We start from the raw sequence: 19,937 nt of genomic DNA, 5'->3' as shown, positions 1-19,937 counted from the left end.
GCATCAGGATGCCGGAGATGTTGGGCGTTGCGACCGGCGCGATCGTGGAGCATCCGCCTCCGTCGCCCACCGTAGCAGAGGTCTCGGCGGTCGATGCCGCAGCGCAACCCAGGTTCTCCGCAGTGCCAGCCTCTTCAGGGCAGGTATCGTCGGCGTTCAGGACTCCATCCGCATCGCAATCTAACGTTCCGTCTTTATAGCAGAGCTTCTGCTCAGCCGAACAGCCCATATAATCCCCTGACGCATCCACCGTAGCGGCTTCAGCCGTGCTGGGGCATACGTCGACATCATTCGCAATCGCGTCAAGATCATCGTCAACTATGGTCTCGGTGGCCTCCACGGTTATCCCCTTGGAGATGAGGGATGCGAGGCTGAGCGGAAAACTAAACATTTGATGAAGCGCAGGATCGGTGTATGCGTCGGCCAGGAATATGTACATATATCCCGCCCACGCGATGACCTGATTTTGAGTGAGAGTGCCGATGGATGTGGCCGTCTTCTGCGTGCACCTTATCTTCTCGCCGAGGTCGGTGGTGCCGGCCTCAATGCTCACGCACGTGACGGGGACTTCTTTGAATTTCACAGGAAGCGGCACGAGGGTCATCAGGATCATGTCAAATTTCTCTGCCGATGTCGTAGTCCAGTCCGACGACCAAGTGGGAGCGGCCGTATAAGAGTCGCCGAACTTGGGCAAGCCTTCATACGTCACGCCTGCCTTGAGCCTGAATTCGACCTTGATCGTCGAATCGGTGCCATCGAATTCAATTGCCCCGCCGTACTCATCGGTGATGTTGCTCGAGAATACAGGCGCTGCCACCGCCATAGCCGTCGAGGCAAACGCCAGCACTGCGACAAAAACCGTTGCTGTTGCCAAGAATCTCTTCATTGCCTGCCTCCTGTCTTCCCCCTGCGTTGTGCCGATAACCTTACTATCAAAACCCGTTGTTTTCCACAGTTATTAATCCATGCCTCCCTCAAAACCGCATCCAGCCGCCTTCGCACGTCCTCCCCTTCAGACCCCGCTCAAATCTGTATTTGCTGGCGTATCCATAATAAAGCAAGGAACATGCCAGCAACTCGACCATTAAAAACCTTGAAATATCAATAGGGTATAGACGCGCCACCTCTCTAAGTATGATAATACCGTCAAAAAAATGGCTGTTGCCCATGTTTGGATTATATGCTCAAAGGGCATTCCAAAATTGAGGAGGAATTCATGGACAAGGCATCGATAGAGAAGGTGATCAAGGAAAAGATAAGCCCCAAGCTCGCGGCCGACGGCGGCGGGATCGAGCTCGTCGAGGTGAAGAAGGACAACACCGTGGTGGTAAAGCTCACCGGCGCATGCGGCTGCTGCCCGTTCTCCATGATGACCCTCAAGGCAGGCGTGGAGGCGGAACTCAAGCGCCAGTTCCCTGAAATCAAAGAAGTGGTGACGGGTTAAAGAGCGCCTTCCGAAGAGAACGAAGCCTTAGACGTTTCGGATTCCCACACTTCGACTTTTGCGATCGGCAGGTTGAATTTTTTTGCCAGCTCATAGAGCATCATTGCTATATTCTCAGCCGTCGGGTTCTCCTTCATCTCGAACAGCCTCTCGCCGGCGTTTTTGAGCGTAGCCGCGATCGGATCGCGATCGCAGAGCAACATGCGATGGTCCAGGTTCTCGTCTATCCAGCAGCCTATCGTCTCCTTCAGTCTGTCGAAGTGCACGACCATCCCGTTTTCATCGAGCTCCCCGCGTTCGAGGGTGAACGCGACTTTGGCGGTGTGCCCGTGGAGGTGCCGACAGCGGCCCGGATCGTCCATGAGCCTGTGGCCGTAGCAAAAAGAAAACGTCTTGGAAACCGTGTGCGTATTTTTCACCTGAGCAGCCTCCCTCCGTCCACCGCTATCACCTGGCCCGTCATCGTCTCAGATTGGGCGACGGCCTTGACGATCGATGCGATCTCCGAGGCGTCGGTCGCGCGGCGCATCGGCGTCCTCTCAAGTATTTCGCCCCACTCAGCGTCGGTCATCCCCGCGTGCTTCGCGACGGCGTAGGGCGCGATCGCGTTCGCCGTGACCTTGGGCGCAAGCGATCGAGCAAGCCCCGTGACGAGGGAATCGATCCCGGCCTTTGATATCGAGTAAGGTAAATAACCCCCGTAGGGCCTCCTCGCAGCGACATCCGATATGAACACCATGGAGCCGCCGTCGGCCTCGGCCTGCATCCTCATCCCTGCCGCCTGGGCCAAGAAAAACGACGCCCTGAGATTCGTGTTCAATATCCTCTCCCATTGGTCCGGGGTAACGGTCCCAAACGGCGTCTTCTCGAGTATCGCCGCGCAATGCACCATCAGATCCATGCCGCCCATCCTCTCGCAGCACTCCTCCACCGTTTTCTCGGGCGCGCCGGCGAGTGAGAGATCCGATCGGATGAGGTGCGTCTCGCATATCTCCGAGAGCCTCAAGCCGAGCCCCCTGGCCTGTTCCTCCTGCTCCCTAAAACAAAGGCACATCGCAACGCCGGGCAGGGCCATGGCCATGGCCACCTCCCGACCAATGGAGCCGGTACACCCTGTTATAAGCATCTTCTTGCGCCTGATCTCCATGAGCGCGGTATTAGCCTTCCCCGGCTTTGTTTTCAATACCCATTTTGGTCGGATTGCGGTATTAATCCTGCTATGAAACGCTTCCGGTGAGCTGATAAAAAGGAGGATCTATGAAGAGGATCTCGATTCTTGCGATAGCCATCGTCGTCGCCACAGCGGCCATAGCCGCAGTGTCTTACACACGATCAATCGCAGCGGAAAAACGGACGGACAGCGCCCAGGTGAAGCCGACCGATTCCAAACCTGCGGCAAATACCATGTTCGGCATGAAGACCGACACCCTGATGAAGAACATGAACATACCAGCGAACGCGGTCCCCATGATCGCCGATTGTTCCTCGTCCGACAAGAGGGTGCTCAGCGACAAGGCCGAAGATTATTCGCTGACCTTCGTGAGAACTGAGGACGGCACAGAGAGCCTGCCTGTCGTGTACGGAAGGCTGGCGGCGGGTGTCGATGCCAAATCTTTAAAATCAGCGAATGATTACGATTTCGTCGAGGACAACGCCTTGTGGAACACCCAGATCGGGGACGACAGGTTCTTCGTCTGGTTCCTGCCAAAGGACTTCTCCGGCGATCTTCTGACCACAGGGCTCATGCAGTCCTTCCTCTTCAAGCCGAACTGCGAAATCTTGAATGCGCGGAAGGAAGAGGGACAGGGCGACGCGTTCCGCTGCATATATAACATGGCGGTCGAGGGTTCGCCGGATGAACTCATGAAGCAGGCCGAGGAGATGCAGGCAGTGCTGCGCATAAGCGGAGTAAACGTGGAATGCCCGGCCCCGATCGAGCAGGTGGGCGACCTGGCTAAGAGGACCGCGGACGAAGACAAAGACCGCGTCCCGGACGATAAGGACAACTGTCCCAAGACCCCCAACTTCTCGCAGGAGGATTCGGACGGAAACGGCGTGGGCGACGCCTGCCAGGCGGCGCAGGAGTGCGAGGACAAGTTGGCCGAGAAGACGCCTGAGACCGCCGCACAGATCGATGCCGCAGCCCCGGTTTTAGACTCAACTACGACAACAGAGGCAGCGGAGACGCCGGGCATGAAATTCGAAGGCAGCCTCGGCGGCTGCTCCCTCATCCGCTAGGGAATTTCAAGCTTCCAATCAGACTTTTGAATATTTGACTGCGATGGTCTCGAGACCGTCCTCGATCACGATGTCCAGGTCTGCGAAGATGTTCGGCGCCTCATCCTTCATGATGCGACACATCGTCACCGCTAGCTCGCGGATCTCGGCGTCGGCGTGGGAGGAGCCGCGCATCTCGAAGAAGTGCCTCAGCGCGCGCGCGTTTGCAGAGATGAATATCTTGGTCTCGCAGGCGTTGGGGAGGACCGAGCGCGCGGACTGCCTTACGATCTTGCGGCGCTCGGTGGGCGCAAGATCCGGGTTCTCCTCCGCGACGAACGGCTCGGTCGCCTCGACGAGGTCGATATAGGCCTTGTGCGCGCCCTCGACCGCGGCAAGCCATTTCGCGTAGAGATCCGGGTTCTCCCTGTAGAACGGCGGACAGACGTAGCAAGCTTCGGACTCATCCACATATCTCTGAGAGAGCTGCGAATATCCCCACCCGGCCCTGTGCCTGATGAGCTCGTGGGTCAGAGAACGTGAGATCCCGGTCACAAGAAAATTCCACACAGCATGCTCGAGGACCGAGCCGTGGTGGCTGGAAATTATACGCTCGAGATAATCGGCGTTGGTCTTTCGGCCCTTGCCAAAGGACATGTAGCAGGTACGGCCTGCGGCCTCGGCCAGGACCTCGGCAGGCACCTCAGTGTCGGTCTCGAAGAGGAGCCCCTCGTCGTCGAGGAATGCGGTGAGCATCTTTTGGTCCACGCTCTGGCGACCGACTAGATATACCCTTGCTTCTGTGATGATATTGTTTTTGCCCATATCACGAGCACCCCATCGAGCTCCCGCAATTCATGCACTTGTAGCATGCGCCGTTGCGCACGGTGACATGCCCGCACTGATCGCAGAAGGGGGCGTCGCCCATCATGCTTGTGAGCTGTGAGGTTACGCCGAGAGAAGCGCGTTTTGCGTCCGCTATGCTCACGACCACCGCCTGTGACGCGGTTGTCTGCAGGCCGTCCGATGAAGAGGCGAGCGCGGGCTTCGTAACCGCGACCGCGGCACGCTGCTTCTTCTCCTCGCAGCAGCCCTTCTTTTCGCTCTTCTCGTTGCGGTCTATCGCCGTGCTGCTCTCCATCTGCATCTTGAGGTCCTCGTCCCTGGTGGGCTTCACCTGAACGAAGTCCGTCCGCCCCAGGTATTCCATGCCGAGAACGCGGAAGATGTAGTCGATGACCGACGTGGCCATCTTGATGTTCGGATGGTCGCAGACCCCCTGCGGCTCGAAGCGGGTGAAGGTGAAGCAGTCCACATATTCCTCGAGCGGCACGCCGTACTGAAGCCCCAGCGATATCGCGATTGCGAAGCAGTTCATCAGGCTTCGGAAGGCGGCGCCCTCCTTGTGCATGTCTATGAAGAGCTCGCCGAGCGTGCCGTCCTCGTACTCGCCGGTGCGGAGATAGACCTTGTGGCCGCCGAGGCGCGCCTCCTGGGTGAAGCCGCGGCGTTTCTTGGGCAGCCTGCTGCGCTTAAGAACAGGTTGGGTCTGGGCCGCAGCAGCGAGGCCATCCTCCGCGGGACTCGTATCCAGTTTTTTTTTGAGCTCTTTCGCTGTCGCTGAGAGGGGTTGTGCCATCTTCGAACCGTCGCGGTAAAGCGCCACGGCCTTGAGCCCCTGCCTCCATGCCTCTATGTAGATCTTCTCCACCTCTTCCGCAGTCGTCTCCCTGGTGAGGTTGACCGTCTTCGATATTGCGCCCGAGATGAACTTCTGCGCGGCGGCCATCATCTTTATGTGCGCCATCGGCGCTATGAACCTCTCGCCGCTGGCGCCGCACTTGTTGGCGCAATCGAAGACAGCCAGATGCTCTGGCTTGAGATGGGGCGCGCCCTCGATCGTCATGCAGCCGCAGATGTGCAATCCCGCCTCGTCAATCTGCGCCTCAGAAAACCCCAGCGAGCGGAGAAGGTTGAAGTCCTTTGCATCGTACTGTTCTTCGGTGAATCCGAAGCGCGCCATCGCCTCCTTGCCCAACACGTTCGCGTTGAACGCGTACGGCAGGCTGTAGATGCCCGGCAGCGCGCGCACGACCCTGGCCAGATCCTCCTCGTTGAAGCCCTTGTCGCGCAGGCTGTGCTCGTTGATGTGCGGCGAATCGGTGAGGTTTGCGGTCCCCTGCATGTAGGCGATCATCTCGTCTATCTCGTGTTTCGCGTAGCCCAACTTTCTCAGCGCCATCTGCACGGAGCGGTTGACGATCTTGAAGTACCCGCCGCCGGCGAGCTTTTTGAACTTCACGAGCGTGAAGTCGGGCTCGATGCCGGTGGTGTCGCAGTCCATGAGCAGCCCTATCGTTCCCGTGGGGGCCAGCACCGTTACCTGCGCGTTGCGGAAGCCCTGCCTCTCGCCATCGGCGAGGCAGCGGTCCCACTGCTCGCGCGCCGCGTCGAGCAGATATCGCGGGCAACCCTGCGGCGGGATCGCGTAGGCCGCATCGCGATGCATGCGTATGACGTCGAGCATGGACTCGCGGTTCTTTGCGTACTCGTCGAACGCGCCGATCCTGGAGGCGATCTCGGAGGAAGTCCTGTACGCGACTCCTGTCATTATCGCGGTGATGGTGGCGCACAGCGCCCTGCCCTCGTCCGAGTCGTACGGGAATCCGTTGACCATCAGCAGCGTGCCGAGGTTCGCGTAGCCCAGGCCCAGAGGCCTGAACAGGTGGCTGTTGCGCGCGATCGCCTCGGTCGGATACGAGGAGAAGTCGACCAGTATCTCCTGCGCCGTGGTGAATATCCGGCAGGCGTGCTCAAAACCCTCCACGTCGAAGACGCCGCTCTCCTCGTCGTAGAACTTCATCAGGTTGATGGAGGCCAAGTTGCATGCCGAGTCGTCCACGAACATGAACTCCGAGCACGGGTTGGAGGAGTTGATGCGGCCCGAGGCCTTGCAGGTGTGCCACTTGTTTATCGTCGTATCGAACTGCAGCCCCGGGTCGGCGCATGCCCACGTCGCGTAAGATATTCTGTGCATCAGGTCCCTGGCCGAGAGCTTCTCGTGCACCTCGCCGGTGGTGCGATAGCGGGTCTCCCACTGCTCGTCGTTGATCGCGGCGTACATGAAGTCGTCGCTCGCACGCACGGAGTTGTTGGAGTTCTGGCCGGACACAGTCTTGTACGCCTCGCCGTTGAAGTCGGCCGTATATCCGGCCTCTATGAGGGCCGCGACCTTTTTCTCTTCGTTGACTTTCCAATCCACAAAATCGGTTATCTCAGGATGGTCGGCGTCGAGACAGACCATCTTCGCCGCGCGCCTGGTCGTCCCGCCTGACTTCGTGGCGCCGGCGCCCCTGTCGAGCACCTCCAGGAAACTCATGAGCCCGGAGCTCGTGCCGCCGCCGGAGAGCCTCTCGTACTTCGAGCGCAGCGCGGAGAAGTTGGTGCCCGTGCCGGAACCATATTTGAAGAGTTTCGCCTCGTTGCCGGCGAGGTTGAATATGGACATGAGGTCGTCGGAGACCGACTGTATGAAACACGCGGAGCACTGCGGCTGCTGATAGGAATTGAGGGTCTGCCTGAACTTCTTCTCCTTCGGATCCCAGTACCAGTTGCCGCCGCTGCCCTCTATTCCGTACGAGTGATAGAGGCCGCAGTTGAACCATACCGGCGAATTGAACGCGCCGATCTGGTTGATGAGCATGTAGGACAGCTCGGCCTCGAACGCCTCCGCGTCTTCGGTCGAGGCGAAGTACCCGCCCTGCTCGACGCCGCCGTTCGCGATCGTCTTCGTGATACGCTCCACGACCTGACGCGCGCTCGTCTCGAATCCCACGCCAGGCACACCGCGTTTTCGGAAATACTTGGAGACGAGTATGTCGGTGGCGAGCTGCGACCACGGCTCGGGGATCTCTGCGTCATCCATACGGAAGACGACCGAGCCGTCGGGATCGGTGATCAGACTCGCTCGCTTTTCATATTTGAGCTCGTCGAGAGGATTTGCGCCGCGCCTGGTGAAGCGCCTCTGGATCTCCATCCCGCTCTGGGCGGGGGCGAGGTGCGACCTGGCCCTTGTCGGGTTCGAACGTGTCGTTTTCGGCGCTGCTTTGGTGACCATCGATCCTCCTGAGATCAAAGGCAGTTCAGTCCAGATACAGAATCATACCCGAAAATGATGTCGGATAATTTTTAATTGGATGCCCTGGCGCATTCAGAAGACCTTAAAAGCGTTCTTGCCGCTTTATTATTGTTTATTATCAAATAGTTAACTTCAATTTCCACCAGTTATCCACCGATTTATCCACAATATGTTGTGTGTACAAGACTTTCTAAGCCACTACATATTGTGGCGTCAAACTAAAAAGGAGAAAAAAATTCTTTTAACTTGCCCAGACGCGTAACTTGCCGATATAGGGCATTTCTCTCTCAGGGCGAGCGAGGAGCGGGCAGCACGCACTACCCACGCATCTCACGGCAGATCGGCCCTGAAAGGCGACTGGCTGCTTTCGACGCCGTCAAACGTTATTCGGCCTGTATTTGACGGACTTCGCATCACCAAAACCGCAGGCTGCAAGGACTCAAAGACGACATGAGCCACTTCAAGCAATACCAAGGAGGTCTCTCGGGGGCTGCGGACAGAAACCTCGGTGACGAGTGGCTCGACTGGGATGGCTCTGATTCCAGCGCAATCGATGAAGGCAAATCGCTCTTCATAATAGCAAGCGCCCTCTTCACCATCATCATGTGCGCCTCCGCCTTGGTATTCGTCTATCTCATCACCCCTAGGCTTGCGCTGTGGCATTCTGTCATCCCTCTATTTGCATGGATCTTCGCCATAGGCTTCACGGCGATCGCGACGCTCTGGTATGCGCAGCTCATCATCACAGCCCTGATTGGCAGAAGGATATTTTTCTCCCCTCTCAGACTAAAGCCGCTCTACGACATGACCTTCGCAGGCGCGTTCAGGCTCGCGGATGCAATCGGCGTATCACGCGATCGGATCGGGCATTCGTTCATAACAGTGTCGAACTCGATCTCGCGCGCGCTGAAGCCCAGGAATCGCAAAGAGAATCTCTTGATATTGCTGCCGCGCTGCCTCACGAAGGAGCAGTTGCTTAAGATAAATGCCCTCAAGGAGATCTATCCCCTGACGGTGCACACGGTCTCGGGCGGGGAGCTGGCGCGCAAGAAGGTGAAGGAGGTGCGGCCCACCGCCGTCATCGGTGTTGCGTGCGAGCGCGACCTGGTCAGCGGCATACGCGACGTGGGCACATCATTCTCCGTGATAGGCATCACCAATCAACGTCCCGAAGGCCCCTGCAAGAACACGCACATAGATATGGACGTGCTCATCAACTCGATCGAATTTTTCGTCGGCCCGCCTCAATCAAAAACATCTATTTGATATCATTATCCGTTTCTCCGCAGCGTTTCAGACCACCCCTCCGTCGACTGGCGCGCTCGCCTCGCTACTCGTCGGCAAAAGGCCGCTGTCATCATGCGGCTTGGATGTCTTCCTCTCGTCAGCCTCCAAGTCGCGATGACAGTCGGCCTTTTACCCTTCTCATACGCTCGTTCTCGCATCCCGAGCACTCGAATCCACGAGTGCTCGGGAGGAGCACCTTTAGGTCTCCTCCGGGTGGTCTGAAACGCTGCTAAGACGCCAAAGGGTTTCCCATTGCTGGCATGGCTTTATTTTCCAGGTTCGGTCTTTAAGGGATATTCCTTCTCTATCTCGAGGATTATATCGTAGGTGCCGGGGTTGGTCTTTGATCTATCCTTTGCTGCTTGGTACTTCTGCTTCACCTCTTCGATGGTGAGGGAATCGCCTTCCAGATTATTATACTCCCTGCCTGCAAACGGCATCACGTGCTTGACGAAGAGGTACTTGGCCGCGAGCTCGAAGTTGCCGCGGTCCATCTGTTTTCTGACCGTGCTCCTCAATGATTCGCCACTGCCAACATAAGCCCCCACCACGGTGGCGAGGTCTTCATGCGGATGGGACATGCCATAATCTCTGGCAAAGTCATTCTCGGGGAAATACATAACGTTTTGTGTCAGGTGCAAGCTGAAAGGATCATATGCGCTACTGGAAAGGTATCTGTATTTAGGTATATCTTGCCAGCTGATCCTGTCGAAGAGCTCGCTCCGCTCCGGAGCAAGAGTAGAGCCCCAGTGATGGGCGAGCTCGTGTGCAAAAGTTCCCAGACCGATCGAATCCTTGCGAATGACGACCATGTAGTAGCCCCCATCATAATAGCCACCGCCCTCATCGGCCATGAATTCGAAATCCACGCCCATGAAAAATCTGTAGGAAATCTCCTGCATTGCTTCAAGGCGTGCGGATAGCGCTCTGTACTCAAATGAACCTTTAGTGCTTGCTTCTAGTTCTGCCTGTATTTCCTTATTGCTGGCCTCATTTGCAGCAAGCAGAGCGGGATCCGAGACATAGCCGATCCTGACCAGCATGATGGCGGCTACCCTGCGGACATATTCGTCATCGTCCTTAAGCGCCTTGATGAATACGGGAGCTGCGTCTTCTGCGGCAGGACCGATCTCGATGAGCGCCTTGGTGGCTAACTCACTAAGAAACAAGTCCTCCTTGTTATTCCACAGCTCGATGAGCGCCGGGACTGCAGGCTTTGCCGCAGGACCCATCTTGCCGAGCGCACGAATGGCTGAGGAATGTACAGCTGAGGAATGTACAGCATTGTCCTTCAGCACTGCGATCAGCGCAGGCACAACTTCAGGAGTCACAGGGCCGATCCATCCAAACGCATCGATAGCGCTTCTACAAACATCTATATCTTCTATATCTTCCTTTTCATCCTTCAGAGCAGCGAGGAGTGATGGGACGTCCTCATTTATCGCATCGCGGATATTATCGAGGACTTCAGCGGCTGCCGTGCGGACATCTTTGTCCCTGTCCTTCAGCGCCTCGACAAGCTGGGGGACTGCCGCAATCCCGATCTTGACGAGCGCCTTCGCAGCTTCGCAGTTTCCCCGACCCATCTGAATGATCAGCTCAGGCACTGCATCTTTGGCTACACGGCCCATGTCGCCGAGCTCCCTTACAAACCCCTCCCTCGTTTTGTTGCTGTAATCCCTTTGCCGAGGCCTTCTGAGGACGTGCTTGCCGAGCCACTTGGCGCGCTCTTGCAGGGCACCCTTTCCATCCCAGCCATCTATCTCCCTTGTGAATGAGTAATAGTTGAATCCAGCGGCAGCGAGCCTCTCTCTCTCCTCAGAGGTAATCTCGCCCTTTTCCCCATAACCCAGGCATTCCGAGAGCAAATTTGCTTGTTCCGTAGACAGGCCAAGCCCTTTGCACTCCTCGCGCGTGAGCCCCTCGGGATCGTGCGCGTAGGCGTCGATCACCCTCTGCGCCAATTTTGCGTCGCCTATCTTGTCTGACATTCAGTCCTCGTCCATAAGAGGGCAGAAACATGGAGCTACGCCCTCAGGTATATTATCGGCAGCAAGAGAGGCAAAAGTTGCCCCGTTCCCCAATGGCGAATTAACTATATATATCAAGTAATTATACTCATGACCACCAGGAAGTGGCTTCCTATTGGTAGTTTTTTGACCAGTAGGAAGCCACTTCGTACTGGTCGTTGAATGAGGCGTTGGGTGCCGATTTGACGTGACAGGTCTGAGGTGTTTCTTGAGCGGCGTCTAAATACGCCTGACGGGCAGGGACTCTTCGCAGCTGCCTTAAGGGGCGTTTTGAGCGGAGTGTATGAGAAAGTGAAAATGCCGCTGGTTTCGCGAATTGGAGGCTGACGCGAGGAAGACATCCAATTCGCTTCCTTTAATGAAAAGCTATAATGCAGAAGAAACCAGAGGCATTTTCACGACGAGTAACGTAGCGATTGCCCCAGCAGCAAGGAGAGCCCCTGCCCGTCAGGCGAAGCAACTGGGGCGAGAAGAGCGCATCGACTCACGCGAAGATGTTTCCGCGGCCGAGGATCCAGTTGGGGTCGTAGGTGCGCTTCCACTCCTTCATCTTATCAATCACTTCTGCGCTATGCTGAATCGGCAGAAGATCCGTGTGCAGCTTGCCCAGGCCGTGCTCGCCGGCCACTCCTCCGCCCAGTTCCACTGCCTTGCGACAGCATGCGAGCAGGGCCTGGTGCGCGATCTCCTTCTCCTTCGGGCCCTGTGCCATGAAATTCGTGTGTGGATGGCCGGCTCCGATGTGCGCGTAGCGCATATAGGGGAGCCTCGTTGATTCGGCCCTGGCGTAGAAATATTCTATCATCTCCCTTAGTTTAGCGATCGGGACCCACCAGTCGCTGCCGATCTTTCCGCCGCCCGCAGGCCAGTATTTTCTCCCGATCTCGTTGGCAGCCTCTGGGATGCGATGCCTCCATAGCCTTATTCGCTCCTGCTCGTCGCGCGTAAGGCCCACGATCAGGTGATCGATGAGCTCCTGGCCTGAAAACGGCAGCATGGCCTCGTACCAGCGCGTAAGGTGCCTGTCGCGCTCAGCTTCATCCGCATACTCCTGCTTCACGTAGATGAATGCCCTGATCGAATCCGGGATCTGCGGGAACCCCTGGGCAGTTTTCATCAGCGCCAGCGCGCTTGAATCGATGAGCTCCAGGGCCCTGGCCGAAAGCCCCGCCTCGCCCGATGCGAGCGCAAGCACAAGGTCGAGCGCCCGCGCGTTAGATTCCAGGGGGATGAGCGCCGAAAAGAACCTGGGAGGCCTTCCTGGAATCAATTTCAGAGTGACATCAGAGACATATGCGAGTGTGCCCTCTGAGCCGATGATGAGATCGATCTCATCCTTCCAGCCGGTGTAATATCCGCCGCGGTTCCGCTCAGCTGTCGGGAGCTCGCCCTTACCCCTCTCGAGCGTTTTCTTTGAGCCGTCCGGCAATATGATATCGAGGCGCTTCACGTAACCGCGCAGCGGCCCGTACTTGTAGGAGTCCTCTCCGGTGGCGTTCGTGGCCACATTGCCGCCGATGCGGCAGTCGTCGCGCGAGGTGGGGGCTACGGGAAAGAAGAAACCGGTCTTTTCGACCTCAGCCTGCAGTGCCGCTGTCACGGTCCCGGACTTCACCTTCGCGACAGGGGAGCCCTCCTCATCCCTTATGTCGATGACCCCCTCGATCCTCTCTGTGGATATGAGGAGCCCCTCTGTGGCGACAGAGGCCCCTGTCATGGAGGTCTGAGACGCGCAGAAGGTCACGGGGATGCCGCATGCGTTGCAATAGGTCAGCGCCTCCGCGATCTCGGCCGAATCGCGCGCCACCAGCACCGCATCTGGCTCGCCGCGCATCATCGTATCCTCGCAATAGCTCTCGATGCGCATGTCTCCCGCAGGGATGATACGGTCCTTGCAAGGCAGGGATCCCAGTTTTTGCCTCTCCCAAGTCATGGCCGCTTGGCTAACCCCAATCATGCCCCAAATGGAAGCCAAAATTTTTCCGCCCCTTGCCAAATTGTTGACGCAGATCGCCCTTTTATCATTTTTATAACCCACCCCTGACAAATAACCCCCTATAATTCAATTGGTTACTCTCATGAAAACAGGGCACGTTTCTTGCTCTCATATCTGTATGGTCCAACTTTATCAGGAGGAATCATTATGAAGAAACATCTGATCGTGCTCTTCATCCTGGCCATATCCCTGCCGTTCATACAGGGCCAGAAGGGCTGCGCAGGCGGCGCGATAGAGATGCCCGGCGAAGAGTCGGCCGAAGTCGCGGTCGATGCTCAGGCCCAAGTCGAACCCATGGTCGATACCGCTACCGCTGATTTGGGAGATGGCGGCGAAGGAGGCAACGACGGGCCGGCCAATATAATGACAGGGAATAACGTGCCGCAAGATAGTGGGGAACCTGATGAGGCCGGCGACTGCTCGCGGTACATGCCCAACGACTTTACGCTCAGAATCGCGTTGGATGCGACCAGGCTCGAAAACGTGATGTCCGACCCGAACATATTCCCGAAATTCGAAGAGGCCCTGAAGAACGCGCTCCCGCTCAATATCGACCCGGCCGATTTGCTGGCGAAGCTCGATTCCGTATGCCTCGCTTGCCAAATAAACCCCGTGGATGCAGCAGCCGGTTCGGCCTGGTCCCCCAAACAGTGCGAAAAGCTCATCGCGGTTGATGTGTTCAACGAAGATTTCCTGCTGGCGAATGTGATGCCCGCATCGATGCCGATGGACGACGCCGGATTCTACAAAGTATCGGAAAAGTCAGTGTTGTTCCAGATGGCGTCCAACATCATTGTCTTCGGCTCTGCAGATGAGGTCAAGAAAGCCGTCTCCCTCGGCGTAGCGCCTGCGGAAAGCGCCTTCAGCAGGCAAATTGCCACATTCTCGCCCGCGAGTTTCGCGCTCTCGGTACAGGGCGCCAACGCGGAGTCGGTGCTGAACAATCCCATGCTTTCGATACTGAGGGCGGCTATGCCGGCGGCTGTGCAGGTATTCATGTCCGATGCGGAGGCATTGGCCAAGAGGCACCTCATAGGCGCGCTCGACTTCTCGCTCTTTTCGGCCGGCGTGGCGGTCCTTGAAGGCGAATCCATGATATTCAGGTCCGGATCGATCGCAGCCGATTACGAAGGATTCGTATCCATGCTGTCCGCGGCAAAAAGGAGCGCACAGGAACAACCTTCGATCGACCAGGCTGCGGCGGAGGCAAAGATCAAGGGGCTCAGCGAAGAGATCGCGAAGCTCAGCTCCCAGATCGACGCCATGAAGGCCGAGATAAAAGAGCTCGAGGCCAAGAAAAGCGTGATGCGAGTATCAGAGGACACGAAGGCGATCGATGAGCTGATATACGAGAAGAGCGCAGCCATCTCGGCGATGGAGGAAAAGGTGAGGGAATATCAAGCCCAGATCGCCAAGCTCAAAATGCTGCTCTCCTCCGGCGATCAACGCAATCTGCAGTAGGGGAAACTTGACACTGTTGCAAAGCCTGCGCATAGTCCTTTCATGCCATGGGGGATGCGCAGGCTCTCTTTTTCCCTTTTCATCTTAGCCGTCATTCTAGCGCCCATTCCTGTCAGCGCCGCAACGATCCCCTCGCCAAGAGACCTTCGGGAAGCGATCCCAGGATGGGTCACATTCGAGCGCAGACAAAAACCCTTTGAATACTACGAGATGCAAAATGCCCAGGGCCAAACGATGGGGCTGGTCTTTCTTACCAGCTCCGTCCCTCCTGAGGTCGGCGGCTACAGCGGCGAGATAGACGTGCTGGTGGGCATGGACTTGAGCGGAAAGATCACAGGCACCAAGATCATAGGCCACAACGAGTCGCAGGAGCACATCGACAGGATCACAGGCTCAGGTTTTCTTGCGAAGTTCATCGGCAAGTTCGCGAGCAACGAATCCTTTGGCATCGAGGCCGTGACCGGCGCCACTATCTCTTCCCAGGCGATCATCGACGACGTGAAGAGCTCTTCCAAGGCAGTATACGATTATGTGATGTCCGGGGAAAAACCAACCGCCAGCTCCGGCAACCTCGTGGAGACGACGCAATTGATCAAGGGGCTGGCCGCGCTCTCGATCGCAGCGCTCGCATGCATCTGCGTGGCCAGGCCAGGTTCAAGGAGACTCAGGCAAATTACGCTCGCCGCCTCCGTAGCAGTGGTGGGGATATGGCTGGGCACGCCCGTCACGATAGGAAACATCGTGGATCTGCGTTTCTTCGGCCTCCCCTTGAGATACAACCTGCCGCTCGCGGTCCTCATGCTGTTCGCGCTCCTGGCTGCGCTCGTTCGCGGGAATCTCTACTGCTCCTATGTCTGCCCCTTCGGCGCGCTCCAGGAAGGGGCGGCGAAGATCATGCCTAAAAAAGTCTGCCCGTCCAGCGGGGTCGAACGCTCATTCAGGTGGCTCCGATGGATCGTGACGATACTCGCGCTATACGCGATCGCATTCGAAGGGAGCGACGCGTTCCGCTCGATAGAGCCCTTCTCGCTCCTCTTCATGCGCTATCCGAACGCGGTCACCCTGATCCAGGCGGGCGTCGCGCTAACGGCCGCGCTCTTCGTGCGAAGGGTCTGGTGCCGATTCTTCTGCCCCACCGGGCTCATCATCGACATCGTCGCAGAGCTGGGCGCCAAGGCGCGCCATGCCTTCAAGGCGATGCGCCGGAGGGCCCATGAATAAACCCGGGGTTCACAACGCGCTGTTTGCCGCAATCGTGGGCATCGTGCTCAGCGCGACCGCGTGGTCGATCTCGGAGAGGGGCTATGGCCGGACGCATTTCGAAATTCAGACGCCGGCGGCTCTTGAGGAGCCGCTGCCCGCCGACCCGCAGGTCAAAGGAAACACGGAGCGCATGATCGAACAGGGCGCGCTCTCGAAGGAGCGGGCCAGATTCTGGAGCAAGGAAACGCCGTGAGCACAGGTGCGGTCACATGCGAGCTCTGCTTTCGCCTATGCACCATGAAACCGGGCGAGCGCGGCAACTGCAGGGCGAGATACAATTTGAAGGGCGAGCTGGTGAGCCTGGTCTACGGAAAGCCATGCGCCGTGCACGTGGACCCGATTGAGAAAAAACCGCTTTTCCATTTCCTCCCAGGGTCCAAGGCCTTTTCCATCGCGACGGCGGGCTGCAACGGACATTGCGTCTTCTGCCAAAACTGGGAGATCAGCCAGAGCAATCCCGAGGACGTGCACAGCATCGATCTCCCGCCGGATAAAGTAGTTCAAGGCGCGAAAGACAGCGAATCGCGCTCCATCGCATACACCTACACCGACCCCAACATATTCTACGAATACGCGTATGACACCTCCATACTGGCACGCAAGGCGGGCATAAAAAACGTGATGGTCACCGCAGGGTTCCTCAACGAGAAACCACTGAGGGAGCTGGCGATATATTCCGACGCGGCAAACGTGGATCTCAAGGGCAATGCCGAGTTCTACAAAAAATACGTGAAGGCGGAGCTGAAACCAGTGCAGGACTACATAAGGATTGCGCTCGAGGAGCGCGTCCACGTGGAGATCACGAACCTGGTGGTGCCCACGCTCAACGACTCGAAGGCGGACACGGACTGGCTGATAAAGTGGATACTGGACAACTGCGGCCCTGACGTGCCGCTCCACTTCTCGCGATTCTTCCCCATGTACAAGCTCACCAACCTCTATCCGACCCCTTCCGAGATCCTCATGGATGCCGCGCACGCAGCATACGACCTGGGGATGCGTTACGTCTACGTGGGCAACATCCCTTCGGGCGAGCTGCAGAATACGCGCTGCCCAAAGTGTAATGAGACGGTCATAGTGAGGCGCGGCTATACTCAGCCTGAGGTGAAGCTCATCGACGGCAAATGCCCCAAATGCTCGAACGCGATACCCGGGGTATGGAGGTAAGATATGCTTTTGACTCGAAAACAGTTCGGCATCTCGATGCTCTTGGGCCTCGGCTCCATCTTCCTGTTCAGGATCGCAAATGCGCTGGGGTTCCTGAGGCACACAAACGCAACGCCGACAAGGGCCATGTTCTGGCGAAGCGGCGACAAACTGGCCGGCTAGGAGATCTTATGAAGAGACTCGGAGCGATGTCGCTGGCGCTCATCGCCATCGTCTTCGTATCAGCGAACGCGGCGTGCAAAAAGGCGGGCGAGGTTGCCCCTGTGCGATCGGTGCAGCAGCCAACGGTGGCCGGGACCTTCTATCCGGCCGACGCAAAGACGCTGAGCAGCGAAGTGCAAGGCATGATAGAACGCGCGGCGTTCAAGAAGTTGGACGGAAGACTCATCGGCGTCATCGTGCCGCACGCAGGCTACCAATATTCCGGCAGGATCGCCGCAGCTGCGTTCAAGCAGCTCTCCCGGAAGGGGTTCACCCGAGCCGTGGTGATTGCACCCGCACACAGGTCCGGCTTCCGCGGGGTCGCACTCTCTCCGTTCGATTCTTATCGCACTCCCCTGGGCGACATCCCGATAGACGCCAAGGCTTCGGCGGCACTCACGAAGAATCACGCGTGGGCAAAGCTCGACGCCAAATCCTTTGAAGGCGAACATGCCGCCGAGGTGGAGCTGCCGTTCCTCCAGGTTGCGCTCGGCTATTTCAAGCTAATCCCGATAATGGTAGGGCAGGTCACCAAACAGGAGATGGACGACATCGCCCTGGCGCTCGACAAAGAGCTCGGCGACGGCTCGACGGTATTCGTAGCATCGAGCGATCTCTCCCACTTCCACAACTATGAAGAGGCCCAGGAGAAGGACAGCCTCACCGTAGGGATGATCTGCACCGAGACGCCGGACAATTTCCTCTCTGCGGTCGAGAAGGATTCTGCGGAGCTCTGCGGTTTTGCGCCGGTCTATATGATGAAGAGGATCGCCGAACAGCGCGGGGCCAAGTTCACCCTGTTGGAGTACGCCAACTCAGGGGACGTCACGGGCGATAAGTCCAGGGTCGTGGGCTATGCCGCGATCGCCGTCGTCGTCCAGGATGAGCTGGCCGCAAAACAGAAAGAGGAGCTGCTCGCCCTCGCGAAGAATACGCTCGCCGCCCACCTGGCGGGAGCTTCGCTTCCGCCACTGCCCCAGGATCCGATCCTCGCCAAGGACGGCGCCGCGTTCGTGACGCTCAAAAAGAGGGGCGAACTCCGCGGCTGCATCGGGATGATCGAGGCGATGGGTCCTCTGAATCGCACCGTGCAGGAGATGACCATCGCCGCAGCCTCTGAAGATCCGAGGTTCCCTCCGGTAAAACCGGAAGAAGAAAAAGACATCTCCATCGAGATTTCAGTTCTCACCCCGCCTGAGGAGCTCTCCGACCCGCTCGCAGTAAGGGTGGGCACGGACGGACTCATCATCGAGCAGGGGTTTTCGAGGGGCGTGCTCCTGCCGCAGGTCCCGATTGAGCAAGGCTGGGACAAGATGCAATACTTACAGGCTATCTCTCAGAAGGCGAATCTCCCGCCCGACGCGTACAAACGCGCGAAGCTTTACAGGTTTCAGGCGATAGTATTCGGCGAAGGGAAATAGGCTGTAATAACACGGCGCTTGTGCTAATAACTGCGCATCATGAGGAGAAAGCAAGATGAAGACAACGCCACTGAGCCTGCTCGTCGCTCTCGTTTCAGCGCTGATGCTGTCAACGGCCGCACCCGCGATCGCTTATCCGCCGACGCTCGATGAGGCACAGCTTGGTCCCGCATCCAAGCAGAACCCGCTCTTTACGACCGTCCTGACAGAGCCGGTGACCGACGGAGACTGGTTCAAACTGGCGGAGACCCTGTACGAAGGCCCCACGACAAAAGTTTATCAATACAATCCGGACAACGGGACATTCGGGGTGCTGGGTGGCGTCACGCGCATAGGCGACCGCATGTACGGACCGGATGGAAAGCTCATAAGCAGGATCATCGAAGATTACGACTCGCAGGGCAACCTTGTCCGAACCCGAGTCCTCGGCAACTACACCTACGACAGCAGCGGCAGGCTGATCGGCTACACGAGGGAGGATTACGACGCTGCAGGGATATTGACCAACAGATACGATTACATCTATGAGGAAGGCGTCCTCTCCGCATACCGCTCCACGCGCTTCGACGTCCAGGGCAACCCCACTGCCATCACCGATTATGATGCTTACACTTACGACAGCCAGGGCAAGGCAAGCGGATACCACAGGACAGACATGGACGGCAGCGGAAACGTCCTTCAATCTTACGATTATTCTCAGATTTCGTATCACGCAAATGGGCGCACGGCCGGCTACGAGCGCGTGGATTACAACGCTCAAGGCACGATGACCGCGCAGAACGTCTACGCATTCAATGACTCGGGGCTCACCACCAGCCGCGTCATGACGAGCTACGACAGCCAGGGCGGCGTCACCGGCTCCAGCACGTATGCGAATTACTCTTACGATGCTGAGAACAGGGTGACTCAATATGACAGGACCTCCCGAGACGCAGGCGGCAACATAACTACGGCGTACGAGTACAGGGGCTACTCCTATCATCCCAACGGCACAACTGCGGCCTACACCAGGACCGACAAGGATGGAAACGGAGACGTCACTTCGACGAACCAGTACGCCTATTCCGACAACGGCTTGCTGAGCGGACGAACCCAGATGCTCTATTCGGGAGGAACTCCGACAAACGGCTATCAGTACTCCGATTACGCGTACAACAGCAGCAACCAGCACACCTCCTACAAACTCGATTACCTCGACGGATCGGGCAACGTCACGCAGACGCTCTACCGCTCAAGCGAGGCATACGATACCAACAACAGGCTATCATCGTACACCGACAAGCGCTACGGCTCGACGGGGAGTTTCACAAGC

General features: G+C 57.6%; 17 protein-coding genes. 10 read left to right on the top strand and 7 right to left on the bottom strand.

The features are described from left to right. Positions 1-886: thrombospondin type 3 repeat-containing protein (locus WC683_14245; GenBank protein MFA4973768.1), on the bottom strand; the 886-nt coding region annotated here is incomplete at its 3' end. Between the two features lie 330 nt (positions 887-1,216). On the opposite strand from WC683_14245, the gene WC683_14240 reads away from it, so the two are divergent. Next, positions 1,217-1,444 carry a NifU family protein gene (locus WC683_14240; protein ID MFA4973767.1) on the top strand — a complete coding sequence of 76 codons (228 nt, stop codon included), beginning with the start codon at positions 1,217-1,219 and terminating at the stop codon, positions 1,442-1,444. On the opposite strand, the gene WC683_14235 is transcribed toward WC683_14240, so the two are convergent. Further along, positions 1,441-1,863 (bottom strand): 6-carboxytetrahydropterin synthase, encoded by a 423-nt coding sequence (locus WC683_14235; GenBank protein MFA4973766.1) that lies wholly within the window; start codon positions 1,861-1,863, stop codon positions 1,441-1,443. The genes WC683_14240 and WC683_14235 overlap by 4 nt on opposite strands. Further along, complete coding sequence (locus tag WC683_14230; GenBank protein ID MFA4973765.1) at positions 1,860-2,591, bottom strand: SDR family oxidoreductase; 732 nt, start codon at positions 2,589-2,591, stop codon at positions 1,860-1,862. The genes WC683_14235 and WC683_14230 overlap by 4 nt, the downstream gene beginning before the upstream one ends. A gap of 110 nt (positions 2,592-2,701) precedes the next feature. Between WC683_14230 and WC683_14225 the strand changes: the two genes are divergently transcribed. Further along, positions 2,702-3,682, top strand: a complete 981-nt coding sequence (locus WC683_14225) for a thrombospondin type 3 repeat-containing protein (GenBank protein ID MFA4973764.1) — start codon at positions 2,702-2,704, stop codon at positions 3,680-3,682. An 18-nt stretch (positions 3,683-3,700) separates the two neighbouring features. On the opposite strand, the gene thyX is transcribed toward WC683_14225, so the two are convergent. Both thyX and WC683_14215 read right to left on the bottom strand, forming a co-directional pair. Next, entirely contained in the window at positions 3,701-4,486 is a 786-nt protein-coding gene (gene thyX, locus WC683_14220) for an FAD-dependent thymidylate synthase (GenBank protein MFA4973763.1), read from the bottom strand. Position 4,487: 1 nt separating this feature from the next. Then, positions 4,488-7,778 (bottom strand): vitamin B12-dependent ribonucleotide reductase, encoded by a 3,291-nt coding sequence (locus WC683_14215; GenBank protein ID MFA4973762.1) that lies wholly within the window; start codon positions 7,776-7,778, stop codon positions 4,488-4,490. 471 nt (positions 7,779-8,249) lie between these two features. On the opposite strand from WC683_14215, the gene WC683_14210 reads away from it, so the two are divergent. Next, positions 8,250-9,065, top strand: coding sequence for a DUF116 domain-containing protein (locus WC683_14210; protein ID MFA4973761.1), 816 nt, complete (start codon positions 8,250-8,252; stop codon positions 9,063-9,065). 287 nt (positions 9,066-9,352) lie between these two features. Here WC683_14210 and WC683_14205 read toward each other — a convergent pair whose 3' ends face one another. Continuing rightward, complete coding sequence (locus WC683_14205; protein MFA4973760.1) at positions 9,353-11,077, bottom strand: HEAT repeat domain-containing protein; 1,725 nt, start codon at positions 11,075-11,077, stop codon at positions 9,353-9,355. 523 nt (positions 11,078-11,600) lie between these two features. Further along, positions 11,601-12,983, bottom strand: coding sequence for an FAD-binding oxidoreductase (locus tag WC683_14200; GenBank protein ID MFA4973759.1), 1,383 nt, complete (start codon positions 12,981-12,983; stop codon positions 11,601-11,603). A gap of 276 nt (positions 12,984-13,259) precedes the next feature. Here WC683_14200 and WC683_14195 point away from each other — a divergent pair, with 276 nt between their 5' ends. From WC683_14195 to WC683_14165, 7 genes are all read left to right on the top strand, one after another. Then, complete coding sequence (locus WC683_14195; protein ID MFA4973758.1) at positions 13,260-14,573, top strand: hypothetical protein; 1,314 nt, start codon at positions 13,260-13,262, stop codon at positions 14,571-14,573. A gap of 210 nt (positions 14,574-14,783) precedes the next feature. After that, on the top strand, positions 14,784-15,794 hold the full coding sequence (locus WC683_14190; protein MFA4973757.1) for a 4Fe-4S binding protein: 1,011 nt from the start codon (positions 14,784-14,786) through the stop codon (positions 15,792-15,794). Further along, positions 15,787-16,029, top strand: a complete 243-nt coding sequence (locus tag WC683_14185; GenBank protein ID MFA4973756.1) for a hypothetical protein — start codon at positions 15,787-15,789, stop codon at positions 16,027-16,029. The genes WC683_14190 and WC683_14185 overlap by 8 nt, the downstream gene beginning before the upstream one ends. Continuing rightward, on the top strand, positions 16,026-17,003 hold the full coding sequence (gene amrS, locus WC683_14180) for an AmmeMemoRadiSam system radical SAM enzyme (protein ID MFA4973755.1): 978 nt from the start codon (positions 16,026-16,028) through the stop codon (positions 17,001-17,003). Before WC683_14185 ends, amrS begins: the two co-directional genes overlap by 4 nt. Before the next feature lie 3 nt (positions 17,004-17,006). Continuing rightward, positions 17,007-17,165, top strand: coding sequence for a hypothetical protein (locus WC683_14175; GenBank protein MFA4973754.1), 159 nt, complete (start codon positions 17,007-17,009; stop codon positions 17,163-17,165). A gap of 8 nt (positions 17,166-17,173) precedes the next feature. Beyond that, complete coding sequence (gene amrB / locus WC683_14170; protein MFA4973753.1) at positions 17,174-18,625, top strand: AmmeMemoRadiSam system protein B; 1,452 nt, start codon at positions 17,174-17,176, stop codon at positions 18,623-18,625. 55 nt (positions 18,626-18,680) lie between these two features. Next, positions 18,681-19,937: hypothetical protein (locus tag WC683_14165; protein MFA4973752.1), on the top strand; the 1,257-nt coding region annotated here is incomplete at its 3' end.

The organism is bacterium, from assembly GCA_041648665.1.
GTDB lineage: Bacteria > UBA10199 > UBA10199 > 2-02-FULL-44-16 > JAAZCA01 > JAFGMW01.
Note: the sequence above shows the minus strand (reverse complement) of the source record. Positions and strands in the feature narration are given on the sequence as shown.

Bases quoted from the DNA above. Each gene is read 5' to 3' on its own strand.
- WC683_14200 (MFA4973759.1), bottom strand. From the start codon at position 12,983: ATGCGCATCGAGAGCTATTGCGAGGATACGATGATGCGCGGCGAGCCA.
- WC683_14190 (MFA4973757.1), top strand. From the start codon at position 14,784: ATGCAAAATGCCCAGGGCCAAACGATGGGGCTGGTCTTTCTTACCAGC.
- WC683_14210 (MFA4973761.1), top strand. From the start codon at position 8,250: ATGAGCCACTTCAAGCAATACCAAGGAGGTCTCTCGGGGGCTGCGGAC.
- thyX (MFA4973763.1), bottom strand. From the start codon at position 4,486: ATGGGCAAAAACAATATCATCACAGAAGCAAGGGTATATCTAGTCGGT.
- WC683_14205 (MFA4973760.1), bottom strand. From the start codon at position 11,077: ATGTCAGACAAGATAGGCGACGCAAAATTGGCGCAGAGGGTGATCGAC.
- WC683_14175 (MFA4973754.1), top strand. From the start codon at position 17,007: ATGCTTTTGACTCGAAAACAGTTCGGCATCTCGATGCTCTTGGGCCTC.
- WC683_14240 (MFA4973767.1), top strand. From the start codon at position 1,217: ATGGACAAGGCATCGATAGAGAAGGTGATCAAGGAAAAGATAAGCCCC.
- WC683_14215 (MFA4973762.1), bottom strand. From the start codon at position 7,778: ATGGTCACCAAAGCAGCGCCGAAAACGACACGTTCGAACCCGACAAGG.
- amrB (MFA4973753.1), top strand. From the start codon at position 17,174: ATGAAGAGACTCGGAGCGATGTCGCTGGCGCTCATCGCCATCGTCTTC.
- WC683_14185 (MFA4973756.1), top strand. From the start codon at position 15,787: ATGAATAAACCCGGGGTTCACAACGCGCTGTTTGCCGCAATCGTGGGC.
- WC683_14230 (MFA4973765.1), bottom strand. From the start codon at position 2,591: ATGGAGATCAGGCGCAAGAAGATGCTTATAACAGGGTGTACCGGCTCC.
- WC683_14195 (MFA4973758.1), top strand. From the start codon at position 13,260: ATGAAGAAACATCTGATCGTGCTCTTCATCCTGGCCATATCCCTGCCG.
- WC683_14225 (MFA4973764.1), top strand. From the start codon at position 2,702: ATGAAGAGGATCTCGATTCTTGCGATAGCCATCGTCGTCGCCACAGCG.